Raw genomic sequence first — 22216 nt, forward strand, 5'->3', positions numbered from 1 at the left:
GCTCGATCCTTCACTTGAGTGCTCCCGCTGAAATTGCGCCGTACGTCGACTGCTCTTCGGTTGACAAGCGGGGCGGAAGCCTGAAAAGTGAAGCCCCTATCGAGACCGGCAGCGTTGGGAGGACTTGATGTCTGTGCGCGCGTTTTTCGGCCTTTCCACACTTTTCCTGTCGCTTGTGACCGCCGGCGTCCCCGCCGTTGCCCAGGAGAGTGGACGGCAGATCGAGATCACCAAGGACGGCGACTATTTCGGTTTCGACCTCAGAACCGAACAGAATGTCTCGCTCGACGAATGCCAGCAGACATGCATCGCGGACCAGTCCTGCCGCGCCTTCACCTACAATCCCAAGGTGAAGTGGTGCTTCCTCAAGTCCGATTATAACCAGCTCAACACCTTCCCCGGCGCGATTGCCGGCAAGGTCGTGCAGCCGCAGGCCACACAAGCCGATATCGGCGCACCGCCGCGCCTGAATTTCCTGTCGGATCAGCTGCTGCAGGACGCCCGCAACACCAAGGCCAATCTGGCGCTCTCCGACGACCAACAGGGCATGGGCGTCAATACGCTCATCGACATGGCGCGCGGCCAGGCCGGGATGGGCAATATCGAGAATGCTTTGAAGGCCTTCCAGGGCGCGCTGGCGATCAATCCGGATGACGGCGAACTCTGGCTGGAGGCGGCGCGCACCGCGAACCGCATCACCAACAATTCAAGCGTATCGATCCAGGCGGCCATCGCCGCGATCAACGGCTATGAACTCACCCGCACCACCGAGAGCCGGGCACATGCACTCGCCGTCATGGCGAAATCGCTGGAAGGCGCCGAGAATTTCCGCGCCGCGCTGAACGCCTACAAGGCGAGCCTGGAATTGGTGAAGGCAAAATCGGTCGAGGCGGCCTATCTCGACCTCAAGCAGCGCAAGGGCTTCCGCGTCGTCGAACATACGATCGATTCCGACGCCGCGACGCCGCGCGCCTGCGTGCAGTTCTCCGAGCAGCTTCTAAAGAGCGGCGCCGACTATGCCTCCTTCGTCACCGTCAATGGTGCTGCGCCAAAGGCGCTTGAGGCGAAGGGCGACCAGATCTGCATCGAGGGGCTTTCGCATGGTGAACGCTACAAGCTGACCGTTCGCAGCGGCCTGCCTTCCACCGTCGACGAAGTGCTCGAAGCGCCCGTGACCCTCGACATCTATGTCGCTGACCGCGCGCAGATGGTGCGCTTCACCGGCGACAGCTTCGTGCTGCCGTCGACCGCGCGCCGCGGCATCCCGCTCGTCTCCGTCAACACCGACAGCGCCAAGCTGAAACTCTACCGCGTCGGCGACCGCAGCATCGCCCAGGTGCTGCAGAGCTCGCAGTTCCTGACGCAGCTCGATGGCTACAGCGCCCAGCGCATCGAGGATGAGATCGGCGAACTCGTCTGGCAGGGCTCGATCGATATCGAGCGTGACGTCAACAAGGAGGTTGTCACCAGCTTCCCGGTCGACGAGGCGCTGCCCCAGCGCAAGCCCGGCGTCTATGTGCTCACCGCCGCGCCGACCACCGGCGTCAGCCAGGAATGGGACGCGCGCGCGACACAGTGGTTCGTCGTTTCCGATATCGGCCTCTCCACCTATGCCGGCACCGACGGGTTGAACGTCTTCGTGCGTTCGCTTGCCACAGCCGAGCCGATCGAAGGCGTCGAACTGCAGCTCGTCGCCAAGAACAACGAGATCCTCGGCACGGCCGTGAGCGATGACGACGGCCGCGTCACCTTTACCGCCGGCCTGATCCGTGGCACGGCCGGGCTGACGCCTGCGGTGATCACGGCCAAGAAGGGCGAAGACGATTACGTCTTCCTCGACATGAGCCGCGCCGGCTTCGACCTTTCCGACCGCGGCGTCACTGGACGCGCGGCTCCGGGCGCCATCGACATTCTCGCCTGGACCGAGCGCGGCATCTATCGCGCCGGCGAAACCGTGCATGCGGCAGCGCTTGCCCGTGACGTCGACGGCATGGCGATCGAAAACCTGCCGCTCACCTTCGTCTTCCTCCGCCCGGATGGTGTCGAATACCGCCGCATGACCAGCACCGGCGGCAAGCTCGGAGGCCATACACTCGACCTCGACACCCAGGCAAACGCCATGCGCGGCACCTGGACGATGCAGATCTTCACCGATCCGAAGTCGCCTGCGATCGGCGAGAAGCAGTTCCTCGTGGATGACTTCGTGCCGGATCGCACCGAATTCGATCTGACCAGCGACGCCAAGGAAATCGCTGTCGGCGAGACGGCGAGTGTGGCGGTCGACGGGCGCTATCTCTATGGCGCGCCGGCTGCCGGGCTCGAACTTGAAGGCGAAGTGACGATCAAGCCGACGCGCGAAAATGCGGCCTTCAAGGGCTACTCGTTCGGGCTTGCCGACGAAGAGGCAAGCGAGGACACGCGCCTGCCGCTCGAAGAACTTTCGTCGCTCGACGAGGAAGGCAAATCCAGCTTCGACGTGCTCATCGACGAAGTGCCCTCGACCACGCAGTTGCTTGATGCCACCGTGACCGTCCGCATGCGCGAAGCCGGTGGCCGCGCCGTCGAGCGCTCGCTGAAACTGCCAGTGCGCGCCGAAGGTCCGATGCTCGGCATCAAGCCGGAATTCGAAGGCGAACTGGCTGAGAACTCGGTCGGCAAGTTCCGCGTCATCGCCGTCGATCCGGCCGGCGCCAAGATCGCCATGCCGGGGCTCCTCTGGAAGCTGATCAGCGTCGAGCGGAACTATCACTGGTATCGCGACGGCAGCGCCTGGAAGTACGAACCCGTCGTCACCACCAAGCAGGTGGCCAACGGCAGCGTCGACCTGACGGAAGACGGCGGCGACATCTCCGTGCCCGTCGGCTGGGGGCGGTATCGCCTGGAGGTCGAGACGGCCGCGGTCGATGGTCCGACCTCGAGCCTCGAATTCGACGCCGGCTGGTACGTTGCCGCCACCTCGACGGAAACCCCTGATGGTCTGGAAATCGCGCTCGACAAGGAGAAATACGCGGTCGGCGACACGGCCAAGCTCAAGGTCTCGCCGCGTTTTGCCGGCGAGCTGCTGGTGACCGTCGGTACCGAGAACCTGATCACGACGCAGACGGCATCGATTGCCGCGGAAGGCGGCGAAGTCGAGCTGCCGGTCACCGACGCCTGGGGCGCCGGGGCCTATGTCACGGCCACGCTCTATCGCCCGGGCGACGCCCAGGAAAGCCGCATGCCGATGCGCGCCATCGGCATCAAGTGGCTTTCGGTCGATCCGGCCGAGCGCGCACTTGCCGTCACGCTCGCAGCGCCCGAGAAGATGGAGCCGCGCCAGCCGCTCGATATCAGCCTTCAGGTCGCCGGTGCCGGCGCCAATGAAGAAGCCTATGTGACGATCGCCGCCGTCGATGTCGGCATTCTCAACCTCACTCGCTACGAGCCGCCGAACCCCGAAGCCTGGTATTTCGGCCAGCGCCAACTCGGTCTTGAAATCCGCGACCTCTACGGCCGCCTGATCGACGGCTCGCTTGGCGCGACCGGAAAACTGCGCACGGGCGGCGACGGCGGCCAGGTGGCACTTCAGGGCAGCCCGCCCACCGAAAAGCTGGTCGCCTTCTTCGAAGGGCCGGTACAGCTCGACGGCGACGGCAAGGCAACGGTCAGCTTCGACATCCCGCAGTTCAACGGAACGGCGCGGCTGATGGCCGTCGCCTGGACGAAATCCGGTGTCGGCCATGCCACGCGCGACGTGGTGATCCGCGATCCGGTCGTCGTCACCGCCAGCCTGCCGCGGTTCCTGGCACCCGGAGACCGGTCGGACCTCAGGCTCGATATCGCCAACACCGACGCACCGGCCGGCGACTACCAGATCCATGTGACGACCAGTGGCCAGGCGACCGTCGAGCAACCGGGCTCGGGCAGCACGGTCACCCTGGACCAGGGCGGCCGCTCCGCCATTACCTTGCCGGTGGTCGGGCAATATCCCGGCAACGGCGTGGTCACAGTGGCGCTGACCGGCGCCAACGGCCTTTCGCTCGAGCAGTCGCTCGACTTGCTCGTGCGTCCGGCAACCCTGCCGGTGACTGAGCGGCGGGTGGTATCGATCGCGCCCGGCAGCAGCCTGACGGTCGACGGGCAGTTGCTTGCCGACAGCATCTTGCAGGGCGCCTCGGTCAACCTCAGCGTCACCCGCTCCGCCGCCTTCGACATGCCGGCGCTGCTGATGACGCTGGACCGCTATCCCTACGGCTGCACGGAGCAGACGACCAGCCGCGCGCTGCCGCTGCTCTACCTGAGCGAACTCGCCAAGCAGTCCGGCCTTGCCGACGACGAAGGCGTGACGAAACGGGTGCAGGAGGCGATCTACCGCGTGCTCTCCAACCAGTCCTCGTCGGGCAGCTTCGGCCTTTGGGGGCCGGGCTACGGCGACCTGTGGCTCGACGCCTATGTCACCGACTTCCTGACCCGGGCGCGCGAGCAGAAATACGACGTGCCGGAGGCCGCGATGGTTCAGGCGCTCGAAAACCTGCAGAACGGCGTCAGCTACGACACCAATGCCAAGGATCGCGGCAACGAGATCGCCTATGCGCTCTACGTGCTTGCCCGCAATCGCAAGGCGGCGATCAACGATCTGCGCTATTACGCCAACACGCTGATCAACGACTTCCCGACGCCGCTCGCCAAGGCTCATATCGCCGCAGCGCTTTCGCTGTATGGCGATGCTCAAGGGGCGCAGGACACGTTTGCAAATGCGGCGAACATGTCGACGGGTCTCGTCAATGTCAGCCTGTCGCGCTCCGACTACGGCTCGTCGCTGCGTGACGGCGCGGCGGTGCTGGCGCTTGCGGCCGAAAGCCGACCGGTCCCGCCGATCGTTCCGGAGCTGTCGAAAATGGTCGCCCGCGAATGGGAACAGAAGACCTATACCAGCACCCAGGAACAGGCCTGGATGCTGCTTGCCGCCCGCGCCATCCAGAATGGCGACGAGGACATGGCGCTCGACGTCAACGGCGCATCGAAGACCGGCAGCTATGCCGCCCAGATGGCGGGCGACGCGCTCATCACCCATCCGGTGGTGATCCGCAACCAGGGCGCCGACCCGGTTTCGGCCGTGGTCACCACGGTCGCCGCCCCAGCCCAGCCGCTTTCGGCCGGCGGGGACGGCTTCACCATCGAGCGCACCTACTACACGCTCGACGGTGCCGAGGCGAACGTCATGGAAGCGCGGCAGAACGAACGCTACGTCGTCGTGCTGAAGGTCACGGAAGCCAACGACTGGCCGTCGCGCGTGCTGGTTACCGACCTTCTGCCGGCCGGTTTCCAGATCGACAATCCGAGCCTCGTCGACAGCGCCCAGCTCAGCAATTTCGAGTGGCTTGGTGAAATCACCGCGACCCACACGGAGTTCCGCAACGACCGCTTCGTCGCAGCACTCGACCGCAGCATCGGATCCGGCCGCGAAGTCACGCTCGCCTATGTCGTGCGTGCGGTAACGCCGGGCACCTATGATCATCCGGCCGCAACCGTCGAGGACATGTACCGACCGCAGCTTTCGGCCCGCACCGCGACCGGGCGGATGGAGGTGCTGGCGGCGCAATAGGCAAGATCATGTCGATTGGGCGCAAACTGCTGATCGCCTTGCCCGTCTGCCTGCTTCTGACGGGGCTGACGGGCTTTGCGATCGAGAAGGCTGACGAGGCCTTCCCGCCGCCGCTTGGCGAGGCGGACGTCGTCTCGCGCGAGGTGGACGACGCCAACGGACAGCTGTTGCGCGCCTTCGCAACACCCGATGGTCTCTGGCGGTTGAAGACGACCGTCGACGATGTCGATCCGCAGTTCCTGAAGATGCTGATCGCCTACGAGGACCAGCGTTTCGAGGAGCATTCCGGTGTCGATCTGCTGGCGCTCGGCCGCGCTGCTTTGCAGTTCGTCAGCAACGGCCGGATTGTCTCGGGCGCTTCGACGCTCTCCATGCAAGTCGCCCGCCTCATCGAGCCACGGCAGCAGCGCTCGATCACCGCCAAGCTGCTGCAGATCGCCCGCGCGATCCAGATCGAGCGACGGTTATCCAAGGACCAGATCCTCAATCTCTATCTCACCCACGCGCCCTATGGCGGCAACATCGAGGGCGTGCGCGCCGCAAGCCTCTCCTGGCTCGGCAAGGAGCCGAAACGCCTGACGGCCGGCGAAGCGGCCTTGCTCGTGGCGCTGCCGCAATTGCCGGAAAAGCGCCGACCGGACCGCAACCATGCCGCCGCCGTCGCCGCCCGCGAACGGGTCCTGACGCGCCTGGCGGTTGCCGATGTGATCGGAGACGGCGAAGCGGAGCGCGCGATCGCCACCTCCGTCCCGTCGCGCCGGCTGCAGCTTCCCGCCTATGCCGCCCATCTCGCCGAACGCGCGTTGCGCAAGGACCCGAAGGCAGTTCGGCATGAGACAACCTTGCGCCTTGCCGTCCAGCGCAACCTCGAAGCCGTGGCCAAGGAAGGGGCTGCCAAGCTCGGACCGAAAGTTTCGGTCGCTATGCTGATGGCCGATGCCAAGACCGGCGAGATCGTCGCTTCGGTCGGATCGGCCGACTATTTCGATGCGAGCCGCTCCGGCTGGATCGACATGACCCGCATCACGCGTTCGCCAGGCTCCACCCTCAAGCCCTTCATCTATGGTCTTGCCTTCGAAGAAGGACTCGTCAGCCAGGAGACGATCATCGAGGATCGACCGGCCGACTTCTTCGGCTACCGGCCGCGCAATTTCGACATGAGCTACCAGGGTGATGTCAGCGTGCGCGAGGCGCTGCAACTGTCTCTGAACGTACCGGCAATCCGCCTGCTCGACGCCGTCGGTCCCGCCGAACTGATGATGCGCTTTCGCCGTGGCGAGGTGAAGCCGGCGCTTCCTGCCGGCGAGGCACCCGGCCTTGCGATCGGTCTTGGCGGCGTCGGGCTCTCGTTGCGCGATCTCGTGCAGCTCTATGCGGCGCTTGCCAATCGCGGCTTCGCGCTCCGGCTCGGCGACGGCGTCGAGGGCAAGGCCGGCCTGATCGAAGCGGAGCCGGTGCTTTCGCCGGTTGCCGTCTGGAATGTCTCCGACGCGCTTTCTGGTGTCTTGCCGCCCGCCGGCAGCCGCCAGCGCGGCATCGCCTACAAGACCGGCACCAGCTATGGCTATCGCGATGCCTGGTCGGTCGGCTACGACGGCCGCCATGTGCTCGGGGTCTGGGTCGGACGACCCGACAACGGTGCGGTTCCCGGCCTGACCGGCTATGGCAGCGCCGCTCCCATTCTCTTCGAAGGCTTCGCCAAGTCCGGCTTCGGCATCACGCCGCTGCCCGATGCGCCGGCCGGCGCGATCCGCATTTCTCAAGCCGAACTGCCGATCAGCCAGCGCCGCTTCTCATTGACGGCAAGCGGCCTCGTCAATGCTTCGGCCCGCGAGCCGGCCCCGCAGATCGTGTTTCCGCCCGAGGGTGCGCGCGTCGAGCTCGGCGCGGATCATCAGACGCTCTCGCCGCTGACGCTCAAGCTCCAGGGCGGACGCGCGCCGTTCCGCTGGCTTGCCAACGGCAAGCCGCTGCCGGAACTCACCCGCCGGCGGGTGACCCAGTGGCAACCGGACGGTGCCGGCTATTCGACGCTGACGGTGATCGATTCCGTCGGCCGCGCTGCCAGCGTGCGCGTCTTCATCGAGTGACGGTGCGGACCTCGCGCGCCGCGTTGCCAGGCCGCTCGGCGAGAAGCGCTTCGATCTCGTCTTTGAGCCGCACCGCATCGAGCGGCTTGTGCAGGAGACGGTGGCCGCTTGCGGTCACTTCCTTCAGCCGCGCCGGCGACGTATCGCCGGAAAGGATCAGCGCCGGCACCTCCCACCCAAGATAGGCCCTGATCTCCCGGATTGCTTCGATCCCGGTCTTGCCGGCCTCAAGACGGTAGTCGGTGATGACGAGATCGACCACCGGCGCCTCTCCCAGGCGCGCAGCCTTCTCAAGCTCCGTTCGGGCCGCCGCCGCCGAACGCCCGGCATAGACCGCATAGCCGAGCGTGCGGAGCAGCAGCGCCGTGGCATCCAACGCGTCGCGTTCGTCGTCGATGACGACGATGCCCCCATGCTGGGTCGCGGCGGTCGGGTGGGCGCGTCCGGGCTTTGCCAGCGACGGCGACGCGACCACCGGCAAAGTGATGGAGAACATCGAGCCGCGCCCCTCTGTCGAGACCACCTTGACCGGATGGCCGAGCAGTGCGGCGGTACGCTGGACAATGGCAAGGCCGAGCCCGAGCCCCTGCGACCGGTCGCGCGCCGGGTTTTGAAGCTGTACGAACTCCTCGAAGATCGCCTCCTGCTCGGACGCCGGGATGCCGACGCCGGTGTCCCAGACCTGCACTTCCACCGCAGCACCGCGCCGCCTGCAGCCGATCAGGACCGTGCCGGTGCTGGTGTAGCGGAAGGCGTTGGACAGCAGGTTGTCGAGAACGCGCTTCAGCATCATCGGATCGGTATCGACCCAGATATCCGTCATGACCACGCGCCAGCCGAGACCCTGGTCTTTGGCGATGCCGGAGAACTCGGCCTTGAGATCGGAGAGCAACCGCCGCAAGGATACCGGCTCGCGCGCGACGGTGACGATGCCTGCATCGAGCTTGGAAATGTCGAGCAGCGCGTCGAGCAGACCGCCGAGACTGCCGACGACCGAGCGCGCGCGGTCGGCGAGATCGCGGGCGTTCCTCGCCGGAACATCACCGTTTCGGCCGAGCGCTGCCAGCGTCGAGATGAAGAGGCTCAGCGCGTGGATCGGTTGGCGCAGATCGTGGCTTGCAGCAGCCAGGAACCGTGACTTCGAACGATCGGCACTTTGCGCCTTGTCGCGCTCTTCCTGGAGGCTGGTGATCAGCGACAGGTTCTCGAAGCGCAGCCGCACCGTTTCGGCGAGCGTCCTGTGGGTGACCCGGCTGTAGTAGAGGTCGACGCCGAAGAGGCAGATGGTGAAGATCAGATAGGTGTCGTAGATCGGCCCCTCGCCGAGGAAGCAACGGATGGCGAAAGGCAGCAGGATCGCGACCAGCGAACCGGCATAGGCGAGCGGAAACGCCGACAGCGACGGCACCGCGCCGCTGGCAATGCCGGTGATCACGATGCAGATGAAAGCGAGCGTCTGCGGCTCGTCCGGATGGAAGGCAAACCATCCGAGTGCGCCCCAGAGGCCGCTGGAAGCCCACGAAAGCAGCGTGAAGCGCCAAGCCCATAGCCTCCAGTCCCGCGTCCGCCCTTCATCCCCCTGCCGCCTGTATCGCCAGTCGAGAAGAATGCGGGCGAATGTCAGCAGATAGAGTGCGGCACCCCAGGAAAGCAGCAGATCCCAGGATACGAGGTCGCGCAGAACATAAGCAACCGGCAATGGAATTGCGAAATTGGCAAAAAGCACCGCGTAAGATTGACGAAATAATAAGCCTATCAGGAGAGGTTGCAGGTGTTCGCGAGTCTCCATTGCCGCTCCTATCTCGATGCAACGCGGATATCCGCGGAGAATTGCCTGAATTCGATGAAGGATTGCTTACATGCGCAAACTGCTGACGATTGTGGTGGCAGACGATCACGCCATCGTTCGCGAGGGCCTGAAGCTGCTGCTCTCCACCATGGGGCACGTATCGGTGGTTGCAGAGGCCGCCGACGGCGAGACGCTTACGACCGTCGTGCGCGCCAGCAGTCCTGATCTGGTGATCCTCGACCTCGGCATGCCCGGCGTTGCGGGCGTACAGTTCATCAGCGAACTGAGGACGGTCGCGCCGCGCATGAAGATCCTCGTGCTGACAGCAAACATCGAGCCGCGAACCGTGCGCGCCACGATCGCCGCCGGTGCCAGCGGCTACCTGACCAAGAGCGGCGATCCGGCCGAACTGAATGCGGCGCTCGACGCAATGCTCAGAAACGAGATCTATCTCAGCCAGTCGGTTCGCTTCGCCGTCGACGATCCCCGCAGCCACCAGCCGCCGCCGACAATCGATGCGGCGCTCTCCCCTATTCCCCTCACCCGCCGCGAGATGCAGATCCTCTCTCTCGCCGCGCAAGGGCTGACAGCGCGCGAAACCGCCGACCGCCTTGGCATCAGCCCGCTGACCGCCCGCAAGCATCGCGAAAACCTGATGCGCAAGCTCAGCCTGCACAATGCGGCGGAGATCGCCGCCTACGCGGTCCGTATCGGCCTGCCGATCGGCTGACGTCCCGCCTTCTTTCCTCAATCCGCGACGGTCATCTTCCCTTAACCACGGCAAAACGGACCGGCCTTCGCCAACGCCGAAATACGGCACCTGCCGTATGTCAACCGGACACAACCAAGCGTAGTTCTCCCGCCACATCGCGCCAGGGACAAGCCTGGTTCGACGTTACGACGTCGGCCGAAGGGCGCGCCGGCTAATTTGGGAGGAGCAGCCATGCCTTCGCTGGAGCATTGGTTTTCGTTCGCACTGGCAACGGCGATCTTCGCCTTCATGCCGGGTCCTGCCATTCTCTATATGACGGCGCAGACCTTGGCGCATGGCCGCAAGGCCGGCCTTTTGGCGGCGCTCGGCATCCATATCGGCTGCTACGTCCACATCGCCGCCGCGACGCTCGGGCTTGCCGCCCTGCTTCACCATGCACCGCTTCTCTATGGTGCAATCAAGCTTTCCGGCGCCGTCTATCTGGTCTGGCTCGGCGCGACCATGCTGCTCGGGGTCGGCAAGCACGCCACCCATGCCGAAGCCGCCAAGCCCGGCGTCCTGCGCGACAGCATCGTGGTGGAGATCCTCAACCCCAAGACCGCCGTGTTCTTCGTGACCTTCCTGCCGCAGTTCGTGGACCCGACCGTGGCGATGCCGACGTCGTTGCAGTTCCTGATGTTCGGCCTGCTGGTGAACCTTGCCTTGTCGGTCGCCGATGTCGCCGCGGTCTTCCTGGCCTCCTTCACGCTCGGTCGGCTGGCCTCAGGCGCCGGCAATCTCGTGCCGCGCGCCTGCGGCTCGATCCTTATCGGGCTCGGCCTGATGCTGGCGAGCCAACCGATCTGATCGCCCAAAGACGGTACGCGCGCCGGGCGCCACCTTGGTGTATCCTAAAAGACGCTGAAGTCGGGGGGCACCATGCTGAATGCAACCGAGATCGCCAAGGCCGCCGAGAGCCTACATCAGGCCGAGCGCGATCGAAAACAGATCGGGCTCCTCTCGCTCAAGCATCCCGAAATGACGGTCGAGGACGCCTATGCGATCCAGGCCGCCCTGGTCCGGCGCAAACGCGACGACGGCCACCGCATCATCGGCTGGAAGATCGGGTTGACCTCCAACGCCATGCAGCAGGCGCTCGGCATCGACACGCCGGATTCCGGCGTGCTCTTCGACAACATGCTGTTTGATGACGGCGCAAGCATCCCCGCCGACCGCTTCATCCAGCCGCGCGTCGAAGCGGAGATCGCCTTCATCATGAAAACCGGGCTCAAGGGTCCGCGCGTCAACATCGTGCAGGTGCTGAACGCCACGGATTATGTGATGCCGGCGCTGGAGATCCTCGACAGCCGCATCGTCCGCACCGATCCGAAGACAAAGAAGGCGCGCATCCTCGTCGACGCGATCGCCGACAACGCCGCCAATGGCGGCCTCATCCTCGGCGGCCGGGCCGTGCGTCCCGATACGGTCGACATGCGCTGGATGGGGGCGATCGTGTCACGCAATGCGGTGATCGAGGAGACCGGGCTTGCGGCCGGCGTGCTCAACCATCCGGCCCGCGGCATCGCCTGGCTTGCCAACCGGCTGGCGCAATGCGGCGACGCGATCGAGCCCGGCCAGATCGTGCTTTCAGGGTCGTTCGTCCGCACGCTCGAAGCCAGGAGCGGCGACACGATCGTCGCCGATTTCGGCGTCTACGGCTCGGTCAGTTGCCACTTCGCGTGAAGTGGCTAGCGACAGGCAGGCTATGCACCCGCCACGCGCGTATCACTGCACCAGGATGGCGCGAAAATCGTTGACGTTGGTGCCGGTCGGCCCCGGCTTGAAGAGATCGCCGAGCGCGTCGAAAGCCGACCAGCTGTCGTTCTTCTGCAGAAATGCCGCCGCATCCAGCCGTTGTGCCACAAGGCGGGCAATAGTGGTGTCGTCCGCAAAGGCGCCTGCATTGTCCTCGGAGCCGTCGATGCCGTCGGTATCAGCGGCCAGCGCCGAGACGCCCTTGGCGCCATCGATGCCAAGCGCCAGCGCCAGCAGGAACTCGCTGTTGCGGCCACCCTTGCCCTTGCCGCGGATGGTGACGGTCGTCTCTCCACCCGAGAGCACGACGACCGGTTTGGTGAACGGCCGACCGCGGCCGGCGACTTCCCGGGCGATCGCCGCATGCACGCCGCCAACGTCGCGCGCCTCGCCCTCGATCGCATCGGAAAGAATGATCGCCTCGATGCCAGCGGCACGCGCCTCGGCAGCCGCAGCCTCAAGCGAGACGGAAGCGGATGCGATCAACCGGACTTCGTTGCGGGCAAAACGCGGATCGTCAGGAGATGGGGCGGCGCTATCCGGGCTGTTGATCCAGGCCATAACCTTGGCCGGCAGGTCCAGGCTGTAGCGCTCGATCAGTGTCAGTGCATCTTCGCGCGTGCTGGCGTCCGCCAGCGTCGGGCCGGAGGCGACCAGCGCGGGATCGTCGCCCGGAATATCGGAAACGATCAACGAGACGACCTTGGCCGGAAAGGCTGCAGCGGCCAGGCGGCCGCCCTTGATCATCGAGACGTGCTTGCGCACGGCATTCATGGCGCTGATCGGCGCGCCGGAGGCAAGCAGCGCCCGGTTGACGGCGATCTCGTCTTCGAGCGTCAGGCCGGGTGGCGGCGAAGGCAGGAGTGCCGAGCCGCCGCCGCAGACAAGCGCGACGACAAGATCATCCTCCGTCAGGCCACTGACTTCAGCGAGCAAACGGTTCGAGGCCAGCAGGCCGTTTTCATCCGGCAGCGGGTGCGACGCTTCCAGAACTTCAATCTTCTCGCAAGGGGCAGCATAGCCATAGCGGGTGACGATCACGCCCGAGAGTGGGCCATCCCAATGCCGCTCGAAGGCGGCCGCCATCTGGGCAGCCCCCTTGCCCGCGCCGACGACCACCGTGCGCCCTTTTGGTCGCGCCGGCAGGTTGGCGGCAATCACCTTCTCCGGATCAGCCGCGGCAACGGCCGAGGTGAACAGCGCTTCGAGGAAACGGCGTGGATCGGTGATGGCTGGCATTGGTCTCCCCCTGGAGGATGTCGCGTTGCTCCATCCATACATGTCATCCCAACCCAAATCACGGTTGGAACCTAATGAAAGTCTCGGGCGGCGGTTCCTCCAACCGCCGCCCGGACGCATGACCGGCCCGGAACAATGGGACGCCGGACGAGTCATGCGCATTCAAGGTCGTGTCACGCGACCTGGTGGTTCGCCATGCGCTCCAGCGCCCGGACGAGGCCGGAGTGGTCGAGGCCGCTGTCGCCATTGGCGGCGCAGTTGTTGAAGAGTTCCTGCGTTGCCGCGGTGTTCGGCAGCGAGATGCCGAGCGACTTGGCTCCCTGGAGCGCCAGGTTCAGGTCCTTCTGGTGCAGCGAAATGCGGAAGCCCGGATCGAAGGTGCGCTTGATCATGCGTTCGCCGTGAACTTCGAGAATACGCGAGGAGGCAAAGCCGCCCATCAACGCTTCGCGAACGCGCGCCGGGTCAGCGCCGGCCTTCGACGCAAAGACGAGGGCTTCCGAAACCGCCTCGATCGTCAGTGCAACGATGATCTGGTTGGCGACCTTGGTGACCTGGCCGTCGCCGCAGTCGCCGACGAGCGTGATGTTCTTGCCCATCAGCTTCAGGAGCGGCAGGGCGCGGTCGAAGCTTTCCTGGGCGCCGCCTGCCATGATCGAAAGCGAGGCGTTCTTGGCACCGACTTCGCCGCCGGAGACCGGAGCGTCGATGTATTCGGCGCCGGTCTCGCGAACCTTCTTGGCGAATTCCTTCGTCTCGATCGGCGAGATCGAGCTCATGTCGATGACGAGCTTGCCCTTGGAAAGGCCGTAGGCGACGCCGTTTTCGCCGAAGAGAACGTCCTTGACCTCAGGGGTATCCGGCAACATCAGGATGATGGTGTCGACGGTTTCGGCCAGCGCCTTCGGCGAGTCAACGAACTTGAGGCCGTTGTCGAGCAGCTCCTGGCGCGGCGGGATGACGAATTTCGAGGTGACGATGGTGTGGCCGGCATCCTGCAGGTGGCGCGCCATCGGCGTGCCCATGATACCCAGTCCAATGAAACCGATTGTTGCCATGGTGCTTAGCTCCTGATCTTGATGATGTCTGCGGATTGGGTGCGCTGGCGCTCTGCGCCGAGCCAGGAAAGGCCCTCGGCCGTCGTGGTGCGGGGCTTGTATTCGCAACCGATCCAGCCGTCGTAGCCGGCCGCTTCCAGCGCGTCGAACACGAAGGGATAGTTGATCTCGCCGGTGCCAGGCTCGTTGCGGCCGGGGTTGTCGGCGAGCTGGACGTGGACGATGCGATCGGCAAAACGCTTGTAGGTGCCGATCAGCTCACCCTGGGTACGCTGCTGGTGATAGAGGTCGTACTGGATGAACAGGTTGTCGCTGCCGACCTCCTCAATGATCGAAGCCGCCTGCTCGACCGTGTTGAGGTAGAAGCCGGGAATATCGAAGTCGTTGATCGGTTCGATGAGCAGGCGAATGCCCTGCTTGCCGAGTTCGCTCGCCGCAAGCTTGAGGTTGGCGACCAGCGTGCTGCGAAGCACACCTTCGGAGACACCGATCGGCGCAATGCCGACCAGGCAGTTGACCTGTTTGCAATCGAGTGCCGTCGCATAGTCGATGGCGCTGGCGACACCCTTGCGGAACTCGTCGACCCGATCCGGCAGGATCGCGATACCGCGCTCGCCGCTCGCCCAGTTGCCGGCCGGCAGGTTGTGCAGAACCTGGGTCAGGCCGTAGCGCTGAAGCTCGGCGCGCAGGCTCACCTTCTCGAATTCGTAGGGAAACAGATACTCCACGCCTTCGAAGCCGGCCTTGGCAGCAAGGGCGAAACGGTCGAGGAACGGCACCTCGTTGAACAGCATTGTCAGGTTCGCAGCGAACTTCGCCATGCGATGTTTCCTCCTTGTGTTGTCTTGTGAGAGACGCGGGCGGCGGAGCGCCCACATCTCCTCAGTCATTCGGGGCTCAGTCGAGCAGGGCCGTGATCGCGGTCGGCACATCCTCGCCGCGCAGCGCCAGTTCCTCGAACTCGACGACGGCATTGATGTCGGCGCCCATGGAGATGTTGGTGACGCGCTCCAGGATGAACTCGATGACGACGGGAACCTGGTGCTCGTCCATCAGGGCACGGGCGCGGTCGAAGGCTTCCTGGAACTCGTTCGGGCTGCGCACCCGGATCGCCTTGCAGCCGAGACCTTCGGCGACCGCGACGTGGTCGACGCCGTAGCCCTTCTCCGCATCACCCGACGCATTGATGTTGTCGAAGGCGAGGCTGACCTCGAAGTCCATGTTCAAGCCGCGCTGCGCCTGGCGGATGAGGCCGAGATACGAATTGTTCACGACCACATGCAGGTAGGGCAGCTTGTGCTGGGCACCGACGGCGAGCTCTTCGATCAGGAACTGGAAGTCGTAGTCGCCCGAAAGTGCCACGATCGTCCGGTCCGGATCGGCGGCGCGAACACCGAGCGCTGCCGGCAGGGTCCAGCCGAGCGGGCCAGCCTGGCCGCAGTTGATCCAGTTGCGCGGCTTGTAGACGTGCAGGAACTGTGCGCCGGCGATCTGGCTGAGACCGATGGTCGAGACGTAGCAGGTGTCGCGGCCGAAGGCCTTGTTCATCTCTTCATAGACGCGTTGGGGCTTGAGCGGCGTCTGGTCGAAGTGGGTCTTGCGCAGCATGGTGCGCTTGCGCTCGCGGCACTCTTCCGCCCAGGCGGACCAGTCACGCAGCTTGCCGGCCGTCTTCCACTCGGTCGCAACGTCAAGGAACAGCTTCAGCGCAGCGCCAGCATCCGAGACGATACCGAAATCAGGCGCGAAGACGCGGCCGATCTGGGTCGGCTCGATGTCGACGTGAACGAATTTGCGGCCCTCGGTGTAGGTCGGAACGTTGCCGGTATGGCGGTTTGCCCAGCGGTTACCGACGCCGAGAACGAAGTCGGAGGCGAGCATGTTGGCGTTGCCGTAGCGATGCGAGGTCTGCAGACCGCACATGCCGGCCATCAGCGGATGGTCGTCCGGGATCGTGCCCCAGCCCATCAGTGTCGGGATAACCGGGATGCCGGTGATTTCGGCAAATTCGGTCAGAAGATCGGACGCGTCGGCGTTGATGATGCCGCCGCCGGCGACGATCAGCGGACGCTCCGCTTCGTTGAGCATCGCGATCGCCTTCTCGGCCTGGGCGCGGGTGGCCTTCGGCTTGTAAGCCTCGAGCGGCTGGTAGGTGTCCGGATCGAACTCGATCTCGGCAAGCTGGACGTCGACCGGCAGGTCGATCAGGACCGGGCCGGGACGGCCGGAGCGCATGATGTGGAACGCCTTCTGGAAGACGAAGGGAACGAGCGCCGGCTCCATGACCGTGACCGCCCACTTTGTGACCGGTGCTGCGATCTTGGCGATATCGACCGCCTGGAAATCTTCCTTGTCGAGACGGGCGCGCGGTGCCTGGCCGGTGATGCACAGGATCGGGATCGAATCCGCCGAGGCCGAATAGAGGCCGGTGATCATGTCGGTGCCGGCCGGGCCCGACGTGCCGATGCAGACGCCAATGTTGCCGTGCTTGGCGCGGGTATAGCCCTCGGCCATGTGGGAAGCGCCTTCGACGTGGCGCGCCAGGATGTGGCGAACCGAGCCGCGCGCCTTCAGCGCCGAGTAGAACGGATTGATGGCGGCACCCGGTACGCCGAAGGCGCAATCGATGCCTTCCTTCTCCAGAACGTAAACAGCCGCGTCAACGGCACGCATCTTTGCCATGGGAACTCCTCCTATTTCCTGAAAACATAATCCATAATTCTCGATACGCAACACGCAAATGGAATTCATTTCCATCATGTGGAAATAAAGATTTTCAACAATTCGGAGAAAATCGCAGCGGGGCCTGATAGAGGATGATGGGCAGAGATGTGATTTGCAGAGAGGCTTCGATGGACGGCAACGGCAGGGGAAAACGCGGGCGCAAGGCGGGTGAGAATGCCGCCCCTTCATCCGTCCAGGTGCTGGACCGCAGCCTCGCTCTGCTGACGGTGGTGGCTGAAGGCGACGGCTCGACCTTGACGCAGCTCGCCGACGAGACGGGCATGGCGCCGTCCACGGTTCACCGCCTGCTGACGACGCTTTCCGGCCACGGCATGGTGATGAACGACCCGGATACGGGCGCCTGGACAGTCGGTTTAAAGGCATTTGAGATCGGCAATGCCTATCTGCGTTTTCGCAAGCTCGGAACCATCAGCCGCCCGTTTCTGAAGGGCCTGATGGAGGAAAGCGGCGAGACGGCGAATATCGGCATCGAGGAGGGGGGCGATGTCGTTTTCATCTCGCAGGTCGAAAGCCACGCGCCCATGCGCGCCTTCTTCCGTCCCGGCCGCCGGGGTCCGGTGCATGCCTCCGGCATCGGCAAGGCAATCCTGTCCACCTGGTCCGACAAGGACATCGCCCAGCTGCTCCACGGCCGCGAGCTTGCCCATTTCACCGACAAGACGCGCGATACGCTGCCGGCGCTCTTGAAGGATATCCAGGAGATCCGCCACCGCGGCTGGTCGGTCGACGACGAGGAGCACACGCTCGGCATGCGCTGCGTCGCCGCCCCGATCTTCAACGAATATGGCGAAACGATCGCCGGCATATCCATCTCCGGTCCGTCGGTCCGCGTGAGCGACCAGAAGCTCTCGACCTTCGGCCCCATCGTTCGCGAACGCGCCGATGCGCTGACCAAGGCGATGGGCGGCAAGCGACCGGAAGAGCTTTAATCCCCGACCAACAGAAACGCCGCGCGTCCAATCCGGACACGCGGCGTTCTAGTAAGCTATGCTGGCGAGCCCTGCAGTAAGGGCGAATGCGCCTTAGGCGGTTTCGAGGCTCTTTGCCGTGGTCGTGGCTGCATCCTTCGAAGCGCGTGCCGTTCCCTTCATCGCCTTTCCGGCGACATAGGTCTCGGCGACACAACGGTCGTCACCCATCGTTTGCAGGATGAAGAGTTCCTCGACAAGCGAACCGGCAACCCGCATGCGCAAGTCCATCGACGGCTTGGCGCGGCTGTCGAGCACGACGATGTCGGCATCGGCGCCGACATGCAGCGAGCCGATACGGTCATCGAGGTCGAGCGCCCGGGCGTTGCCGAGCGTCATGCGGTAGAAGGAGTTGAACGGCGTCAGCCGCTGTCCCTGCAGGTGCAGCACCTTGTAAGCCTCGTCCATCGTTTCAAGCATCGAGAAGCTGGTGCCGGCGCCGACGTCGGTTGCGACCGACCAGCGGGCGCCGAGCTTGTCGAAACGATCGCGGTCGAAGAGACCCGAGCCGAGGAACAGGTTCGACGTGGGGCAGAAATTGCCGACGGCACCGGTTTCGGCCAGCACCGAGATCTCGCGATCGCTCAGATAGATGCAGTGACCGAGCAGGGTCTTGCGCGTCAGCAGGTCGTAGCGCGCGTAGATGTCGGTATAGTCCTTCGCCTCCGGATAGAGCGAGGTGGCGAAGGCGATTTCGTCTCTGTTCTCAGAGAGATGCGTCTGCACGTAGCACTCCGGATGCTCGGCAACGAGCGTGCGGCTCGCCTCCATCTGCTCCGGCGTCGAGGTGATGGCGAAGCGCGGGCTGATCGCGTAGTGCGCGCGGCCACGGCCATGCCACTTGGCAATCAGCGCCTTCGTCTCGTCATAGCCCTGCTGCGGCGTGTCGCGCAGCGCGTCGGGCGCGTTGCGGTCCATCATTACCTTGCCGCCGATCATCAGCATGCCGCGCGCTTCCGCTGCACCGAAGAAGGCATCGACGCTTTCCGGATGCACCGAGCAATAGGCCGCGGCCGTCGTCGTGCCGTTGGCCAGCAGTTCGTCCATGAAGCGGCCGGCGATGTGGTCGGCATGCTCCGGTTTGCGGAACTTCTGTTCCTCGACGAAGATGTAGGTGTTCAGCCATTCGAGAAGCTGGGCGCCATAAGAGGCGATCGCCTGCGTCTGCGGGAAATGCAGGTGCGTGTCGATCAGGCCGGGCAGCACCAGATGGGGGCGATGGTCGGCGACCTTGACGCCGGCGCCGGCACGGCGGGCGACCTCGGCATGTTCGCCGATATCGGCGACCTTGCCGCCGCGCACCAGCACGGCACCGTCTTCGAAGTAGCGATAGGAGGCGGTGTCGTCGATGCCCTTGGGCTCATCGACGAAAGTGAGGACGCGGCCGCGGATCAAGAGATCGGTCATTGGGTCTTTCCTCCATTCACCACGGATTCGTACCAGGCGACGAGCAGTTGGCGCTCCTCGTCCGACACCGCGGTCACGTTGGCGGGCGGCATCGCGTGGCTGCGGCCGGCCTGCAGGTAGATTTCACGCGCGTGATTGGCGATCTCGGCGTCGGTCTCGAGCGTCACGCCCTTCGGCGGAACGATCATGCCCTCCCAGCCCGGCTCCTTGGCATGGCACATGGAACAGCGGCCAAGCACCGTGTCGCGCACCTTCGGGAAGGCTTCCGCCGTCACGAACGGCTGCTGCGCGGCGGAAATCTTTGTCTCATCGCCGCCCGAGAGAATCTTCGGCACGGTCGAAAGCCACATGATCGCAACGAAGAGAAGTGCGGTCACAAGCCAGGTCCAGGTCGGGTTGCCCTTGTTGGCGTGGCGAGTGTTGAAATAGTGGCGGATGGTGACGCCCATCAGGAAGACCAGCGAGGCGATGATCCAGTTGTACTGGGTACCGAAGGCCAGCGGGTAGTGGTTCGACAGCATCAGGAACAGAACCGGCAGCGTCAGGTAGTTGTTGTGGGTCGAGCGCTGCTTGGCGATCACGCCGTACTTAGCGTCCGGCGTGCGGCCGGCGATCAGGTCGCCGACGACCACCTTCTGGTTCGGAATGATGATGAAGAACACGTTGGCCGACATGATCGTTGCGGTGAACGCACCGAGATGCAGGAAGGCGGCGCGGCCGGTGAAGAGCTGCGTGTAGCCCCAGGCCATCGCGACCAGGATGAAGTAGAGCAGCACCATCAGTCGCGTGTTGTCACGGCCGAGTGGTGACTTGCAGATCGTGTCATAGGCGAGCCAGCCAAAGGCGATCGAGGCAAGCGAAATGGCGATTGCCACCGGCTTCGAGACATCGAGCACGTTCGGATCGATCAGGTAGAGGTCGGCGCCGGCATAGTAGACCAGGCAGAGCATGCCGAAACCGGAGAGCCAGGCGACGTAGGACTCCCATTTGAACCAGATCAGGTGCTCGGGCATGTTGGCCGGCGCAACCAGGTATTTCTGGATGTGGTAGAAGCCACCTCCGTGCACCTGCCATTCTTCGCCATAGGCGCCGACGGGCAGGCCGGGATGTTTCTTCAGACCGAGGTCGAGGGCGACGAAGTAAAAGGACGAACCGATCCATGCTATGGCGGTGATGACGTGCAGCCATCTCACGGCAAAGGTCAGCCAATCCCAGGCGATGGCATAGTCGTACATGAAATTCTCCCATTTCTCCTCTCGCCATTATGTGTCATTGCTGGAGGTCGCGGGAACGTCGCTGCTTCACCAACACTTTCAAAAAAATCTATAAAATAGCGACGGAATGGATAGGCTAGAGAGAGCCTGGAGGAGTGGGACGAAGGCATGTCTTATCTGGACAATGTGCGCGTCTTCGTACGCGTCGTAGAGCTTGGAACCCTGTCGGCGGCCGGTCGCGACCAGCGCGTGACGCCGGCGGTTGCAAGCAATAGAATCAAAGAGTTGGAACGCCACATGGGCGTTCGCCTGTTCAATCGGACGACGCGCAAGCTGACTGCGACGGAGCACGGCCGCGTCTTTTACGATGGCGCGGTGAAGATCCTCGAAGCGGTCAACGAAGCGGAAAACGCGATCGCCGATCTCTCGCACAATCCAAAGGGGGCGCTCAAGATTACCGCGCCGTTGGGGATAGGTCGGCGCCTGATTGCGTCGGGCATTCCGGAGTTTCACGACAAGTATCCCGACATCGAAGTGCGGCTTCGCCTGTCGGACCACAATGTCGATATCCTGTCGGAAGGCGTCGACGTCGCCTTCAAGCTCGGCATCCTCGAAGATTCGAACCTGCGCATGCGCGGCATCATGAATTGCGAGCGCGTTGTCTGCGGGGCACCGGCCTATTTCGAGAAGCGGGGCATTCCCCAGACGCCCGACGCACTCATCGCCGACAAGCACGACTGTCTGCTGCTCAGATATCCCGGTTCGAAGGAGTATTTCTGGACGCTCCAGACCATGGAAGGCGTGCGCAAGCTCGAAGTCACCGGCCCCTATGATTCCGACGATGGCGATGTGCTCACCCAATGGGCGCTCGACGGCCGCGGCATCATCAACAAGCCACTGTTCGAGGTGAAGTCCCACATCAATTCCGGCGCGCTGGTGCCGATCCTCACCGAAACGCCGCCGCTCAGCGTGCAGCTTGCGGCGATCTATCCGCACAAGCGTTTCCAGGACCCGAAGGTGCGGCTAATGATCGATTACATGGCCGAGCGCTGTCAGCGCCTGATCAACGGAATGCTGGCCTGACCGTTCGTCGTCCGGCCCCTTCGGCCTGAACTAAGGAGCAAGAGGGCAGCCGGCGACTCCTATCGACGGAGAGCCGATTGTTTCGCCCGGCACGGGGCGATCGCAACGTGGTTCGCAAAAGAAAGAGGGCGCGCCGATGCGGCGCGCCCTCGATGTTTTTTCCAGGAATCAGCGTTTCACGTCGCTGTGCTTCGACTTGCCGGGAACGCCGTCACCGCCGCCGTTGCCGAAGCCGTTGTTGGCGTGCTTGGTCTTACCGCCACCGCCTCCGTCACCACCGGTTCCGCCGCCATCGCCACCGGTACCGCCGCCGTCACCGCCCGTGCCACTACCGTCGCCACCCGTGCCACCGCCGTCGCCGCCCGTGCCGCCACCATCACCGCCGGTGCCGCCGCCATCTCCGCCCGTGCCACCACCGTCACCACCAGTGCCACCACCGTCACCACCGGTGCCACCACCGTCACCACCGGTGCCACCGCCATCGCCGCCTGTGCCGCCACCATCGCCACCCGTGCCACCATCACCACCGGTGC

Annotated in this window: 14 protein-coding genes and 1 pseudogene; 7 read left to right on the forward strand and 8 right to left on the reverse strand. The window is 64.4% G+C overall.

Going from position 1 to position 22216, the window contains the following annotated elements; all coding sequences use genetic code 11:
• The first annotated feature begins 133 nt into the window (after positions 1 to 133).
• Positions 134 to 5584: an alpha-2-macroglobulin family protein gene (locus L981_RS07730; protein WP_043613614.1), complete on the forward strand. Its 5451-nt coding sequence runs from the start codon at positions 134 to 136 to the stop codon at positions 5582 to 5584.
• Between the two features lie 8 nt (positions 5585 to 5592).
• Positions 5593 to 7674 carry a penicillin-binding protein 1C gene (gene pbpC, locus L981_RS07735; RefSeq protein ID WP_043613557.1) on the forward strand — a complete coding sequence of 694 codons (2082 nt, stop codon included), beginning with the start codon at positions 5593 to 5595 and terminating at the stop codon, positions 7672 to 7674.
• Here the strand turns inward: pbpC and L981_RS07740 are convergent.
• The gene (locus tag L981_RS07740; protein ID WP_245281603.1) at positions 7664 to 9373 is read right to left on the reverse strand and encodes an ATP-binding protein; all 1710 of its coding nucleotides are present in this window, start codon (positions 9371 to 9373) and stop codon (positions 7664 to 7666) included. The genes pbpC and L981_RS07740 overlap by 11 nt on opposite strands.
• A 160-nt stretch (positions 9374 to 9533) precedes the next feature.
• On the opposite strand from L981_RS07740, the gene L981_RS07745 reads away from it, so the two are divergent.
• From L981_RS07745 to hpaH, 3 genes are all read left to right on the forward strand, one after another.
• Complete coding sequence (locus L981_RS07745) at positions 9534 to 10193, forward strand: response regulator transcription factor (protein ID WP_043613561.1); 660 nt, start codon at positions 9534 to 9536, stop codon at positions 10191 to 10193.
• Between the two features lie 213 nt (positions 10194 to 10406).
• Positions 10407 to 11021: a LysE family translocator gene (locus L981_RS07750; protein ID WP_043613564.1), complete on the forward strand. Its 615-nt coding sequence runs from the start codon at positions 10407 to 10409 to the stop codon at positions 11019 to 11021.
• Positions 11022 to 11093: 72 nt separating this feature from the next.
• Entirely contained in the window at positions 11094 to 11897 is an 804-nt protein-coding gene (gene hpaH / locus L981_RS07755; RefSeq protein WP_043613567.1) for a 2-oxo-hept-4-ene-1,7-dioate hydratase, read from the forward strand.
• Positions 11898 to 11939: 42 nt separating this feature from the next.
• Here the strand turns inward: hpaH and L981_RS07760 are convergent, their stop codons facing one another.
• The 4 genes from L981_RS07760 to gcl all read right to left on the reverse strand — a co-directional run bounded on the left by L981_RS07760 (position 11940) and on the right by gcl (position 16948).
• On the reverse strand, positions 11940 to 13208 hold the full coding sequence (locus L981_RS07760; protein WP_043613569.1) for a glycerate kinase: 1269 nt from the start codon (positions 13206 to 13208) through the stop codon (positions 11940 to 11942).
• A 173-nt stretch (positions 13209 to 13381) separates the two neighbouring features.
• Positions 13382 to 14266, reverse strand: a complete 885-nt coding sequence (locus L981_RS07765) for a 2-hydroxy-3-oxopropionate reductase (RefSeq protein ID WP_034799385.1) — start codon at positions 14264 to 14266, stop codon at positions 13382 to 13384.
• A gap of 5 nt (positions 14267 to 14271) precedes the next feature.
• Positions 14272 to 15087 (reverse strand): hydroxypyruvate isomerase, encoded by an 816-nt coding sequence (gene hyi, locus L981_RS07770; RefSeq protein ID WP_043613571.1) that lies wholly within the window; start codon positions 15085 to 15087, stop codon positions 14272 to 14274.
• 76 nt (positions 15088 to 15163) lie between these two features.
• Entirely contained in the window at positions 15164 to 16948 is a 1785-nt protein-coding gene (gene gcl / locus L981_RS07775; RefSeq protein WP_043613573.1) for a glyoxylate carboligase, read from the reverse strand.
• 170 nt (positions 16949 to 17118) lie between these two features.
• Here gcl and L981_RS07780 point away from each other — a divergent pair, with 170 nt between their 5' ends.
• Positions 17119 to 17940, forward strand: coding sequence for an IclR family transcriptional regulator (locus L981_RS07780; protein WP_043613575.1), 822 nt, complete (start codon positions 17119 to 17121; stop codon positions 17938 to 17940).
• A 93-nt stretch (positions 17941 to 18033) separates the two neighbouring features.
• Here the strand turns inward: L981_RS07780 and guaD are convergent, their stop codons facing one another.
• Entirely contained in the window at positions 18034 to 19386 is a 1353-nt protein-coding gene (guaD, locus tag L981_RS07785) for a guanine deaminase (RefSeq protein ID WP_043613577.1), read from the reverse strand.
• Positions 19383 to 20621 carry a urate hydroxylase PuuD gene (locus tag L981_RS07790; protein WP_043613579.1) on the reverse strand — a complete coding sequence of 413 codons (1239 nt, stop codon included), beginning with the start codon at positions 20619 to 20621 and terminating at the stop codon, positions 19383 to 19385. Before L981_RS07790 ends, guaD begins: the two co-directional genes overlap by 4 nt.
• Before the next feature lie 147 nt (positions 20622 to 20768).
• Here L981_RS07790 and L981_RS07795 point away from each other — a divergent pair, with 147 nt between their 5' ends.
• Positions 20769 to 21683, forward strand: a complete 915-nt coding sequence (locus tag L981_RS07795) for a LysR family transcriptional regulator (RefSeq protein ID WP_043613581.1) — start codon at positions 20769 to 20771, stop codon at positions 21681 to 21683.
• 168 nt (positions 21684 to 21851) lie between these two features.
• On the opposite strand, the pseudogene L981_RS34980 reads toward L981_RS07795, so the two are convergent.
• Positions 21852 to 22216 (reverse strand): annotated as a pseudogene (locus tag L981_RS34980) (hypothetical protein); the annotation flags it as partial.

It is taken from the genome of Ensifer sp. ZNC0028, assembly GCF_000799055.1.
GTDB lineage: Bacteria > Pseudomonadota > Alphaproteobacteria > Rhizobiales > Rhizobiaceae > Ensifer.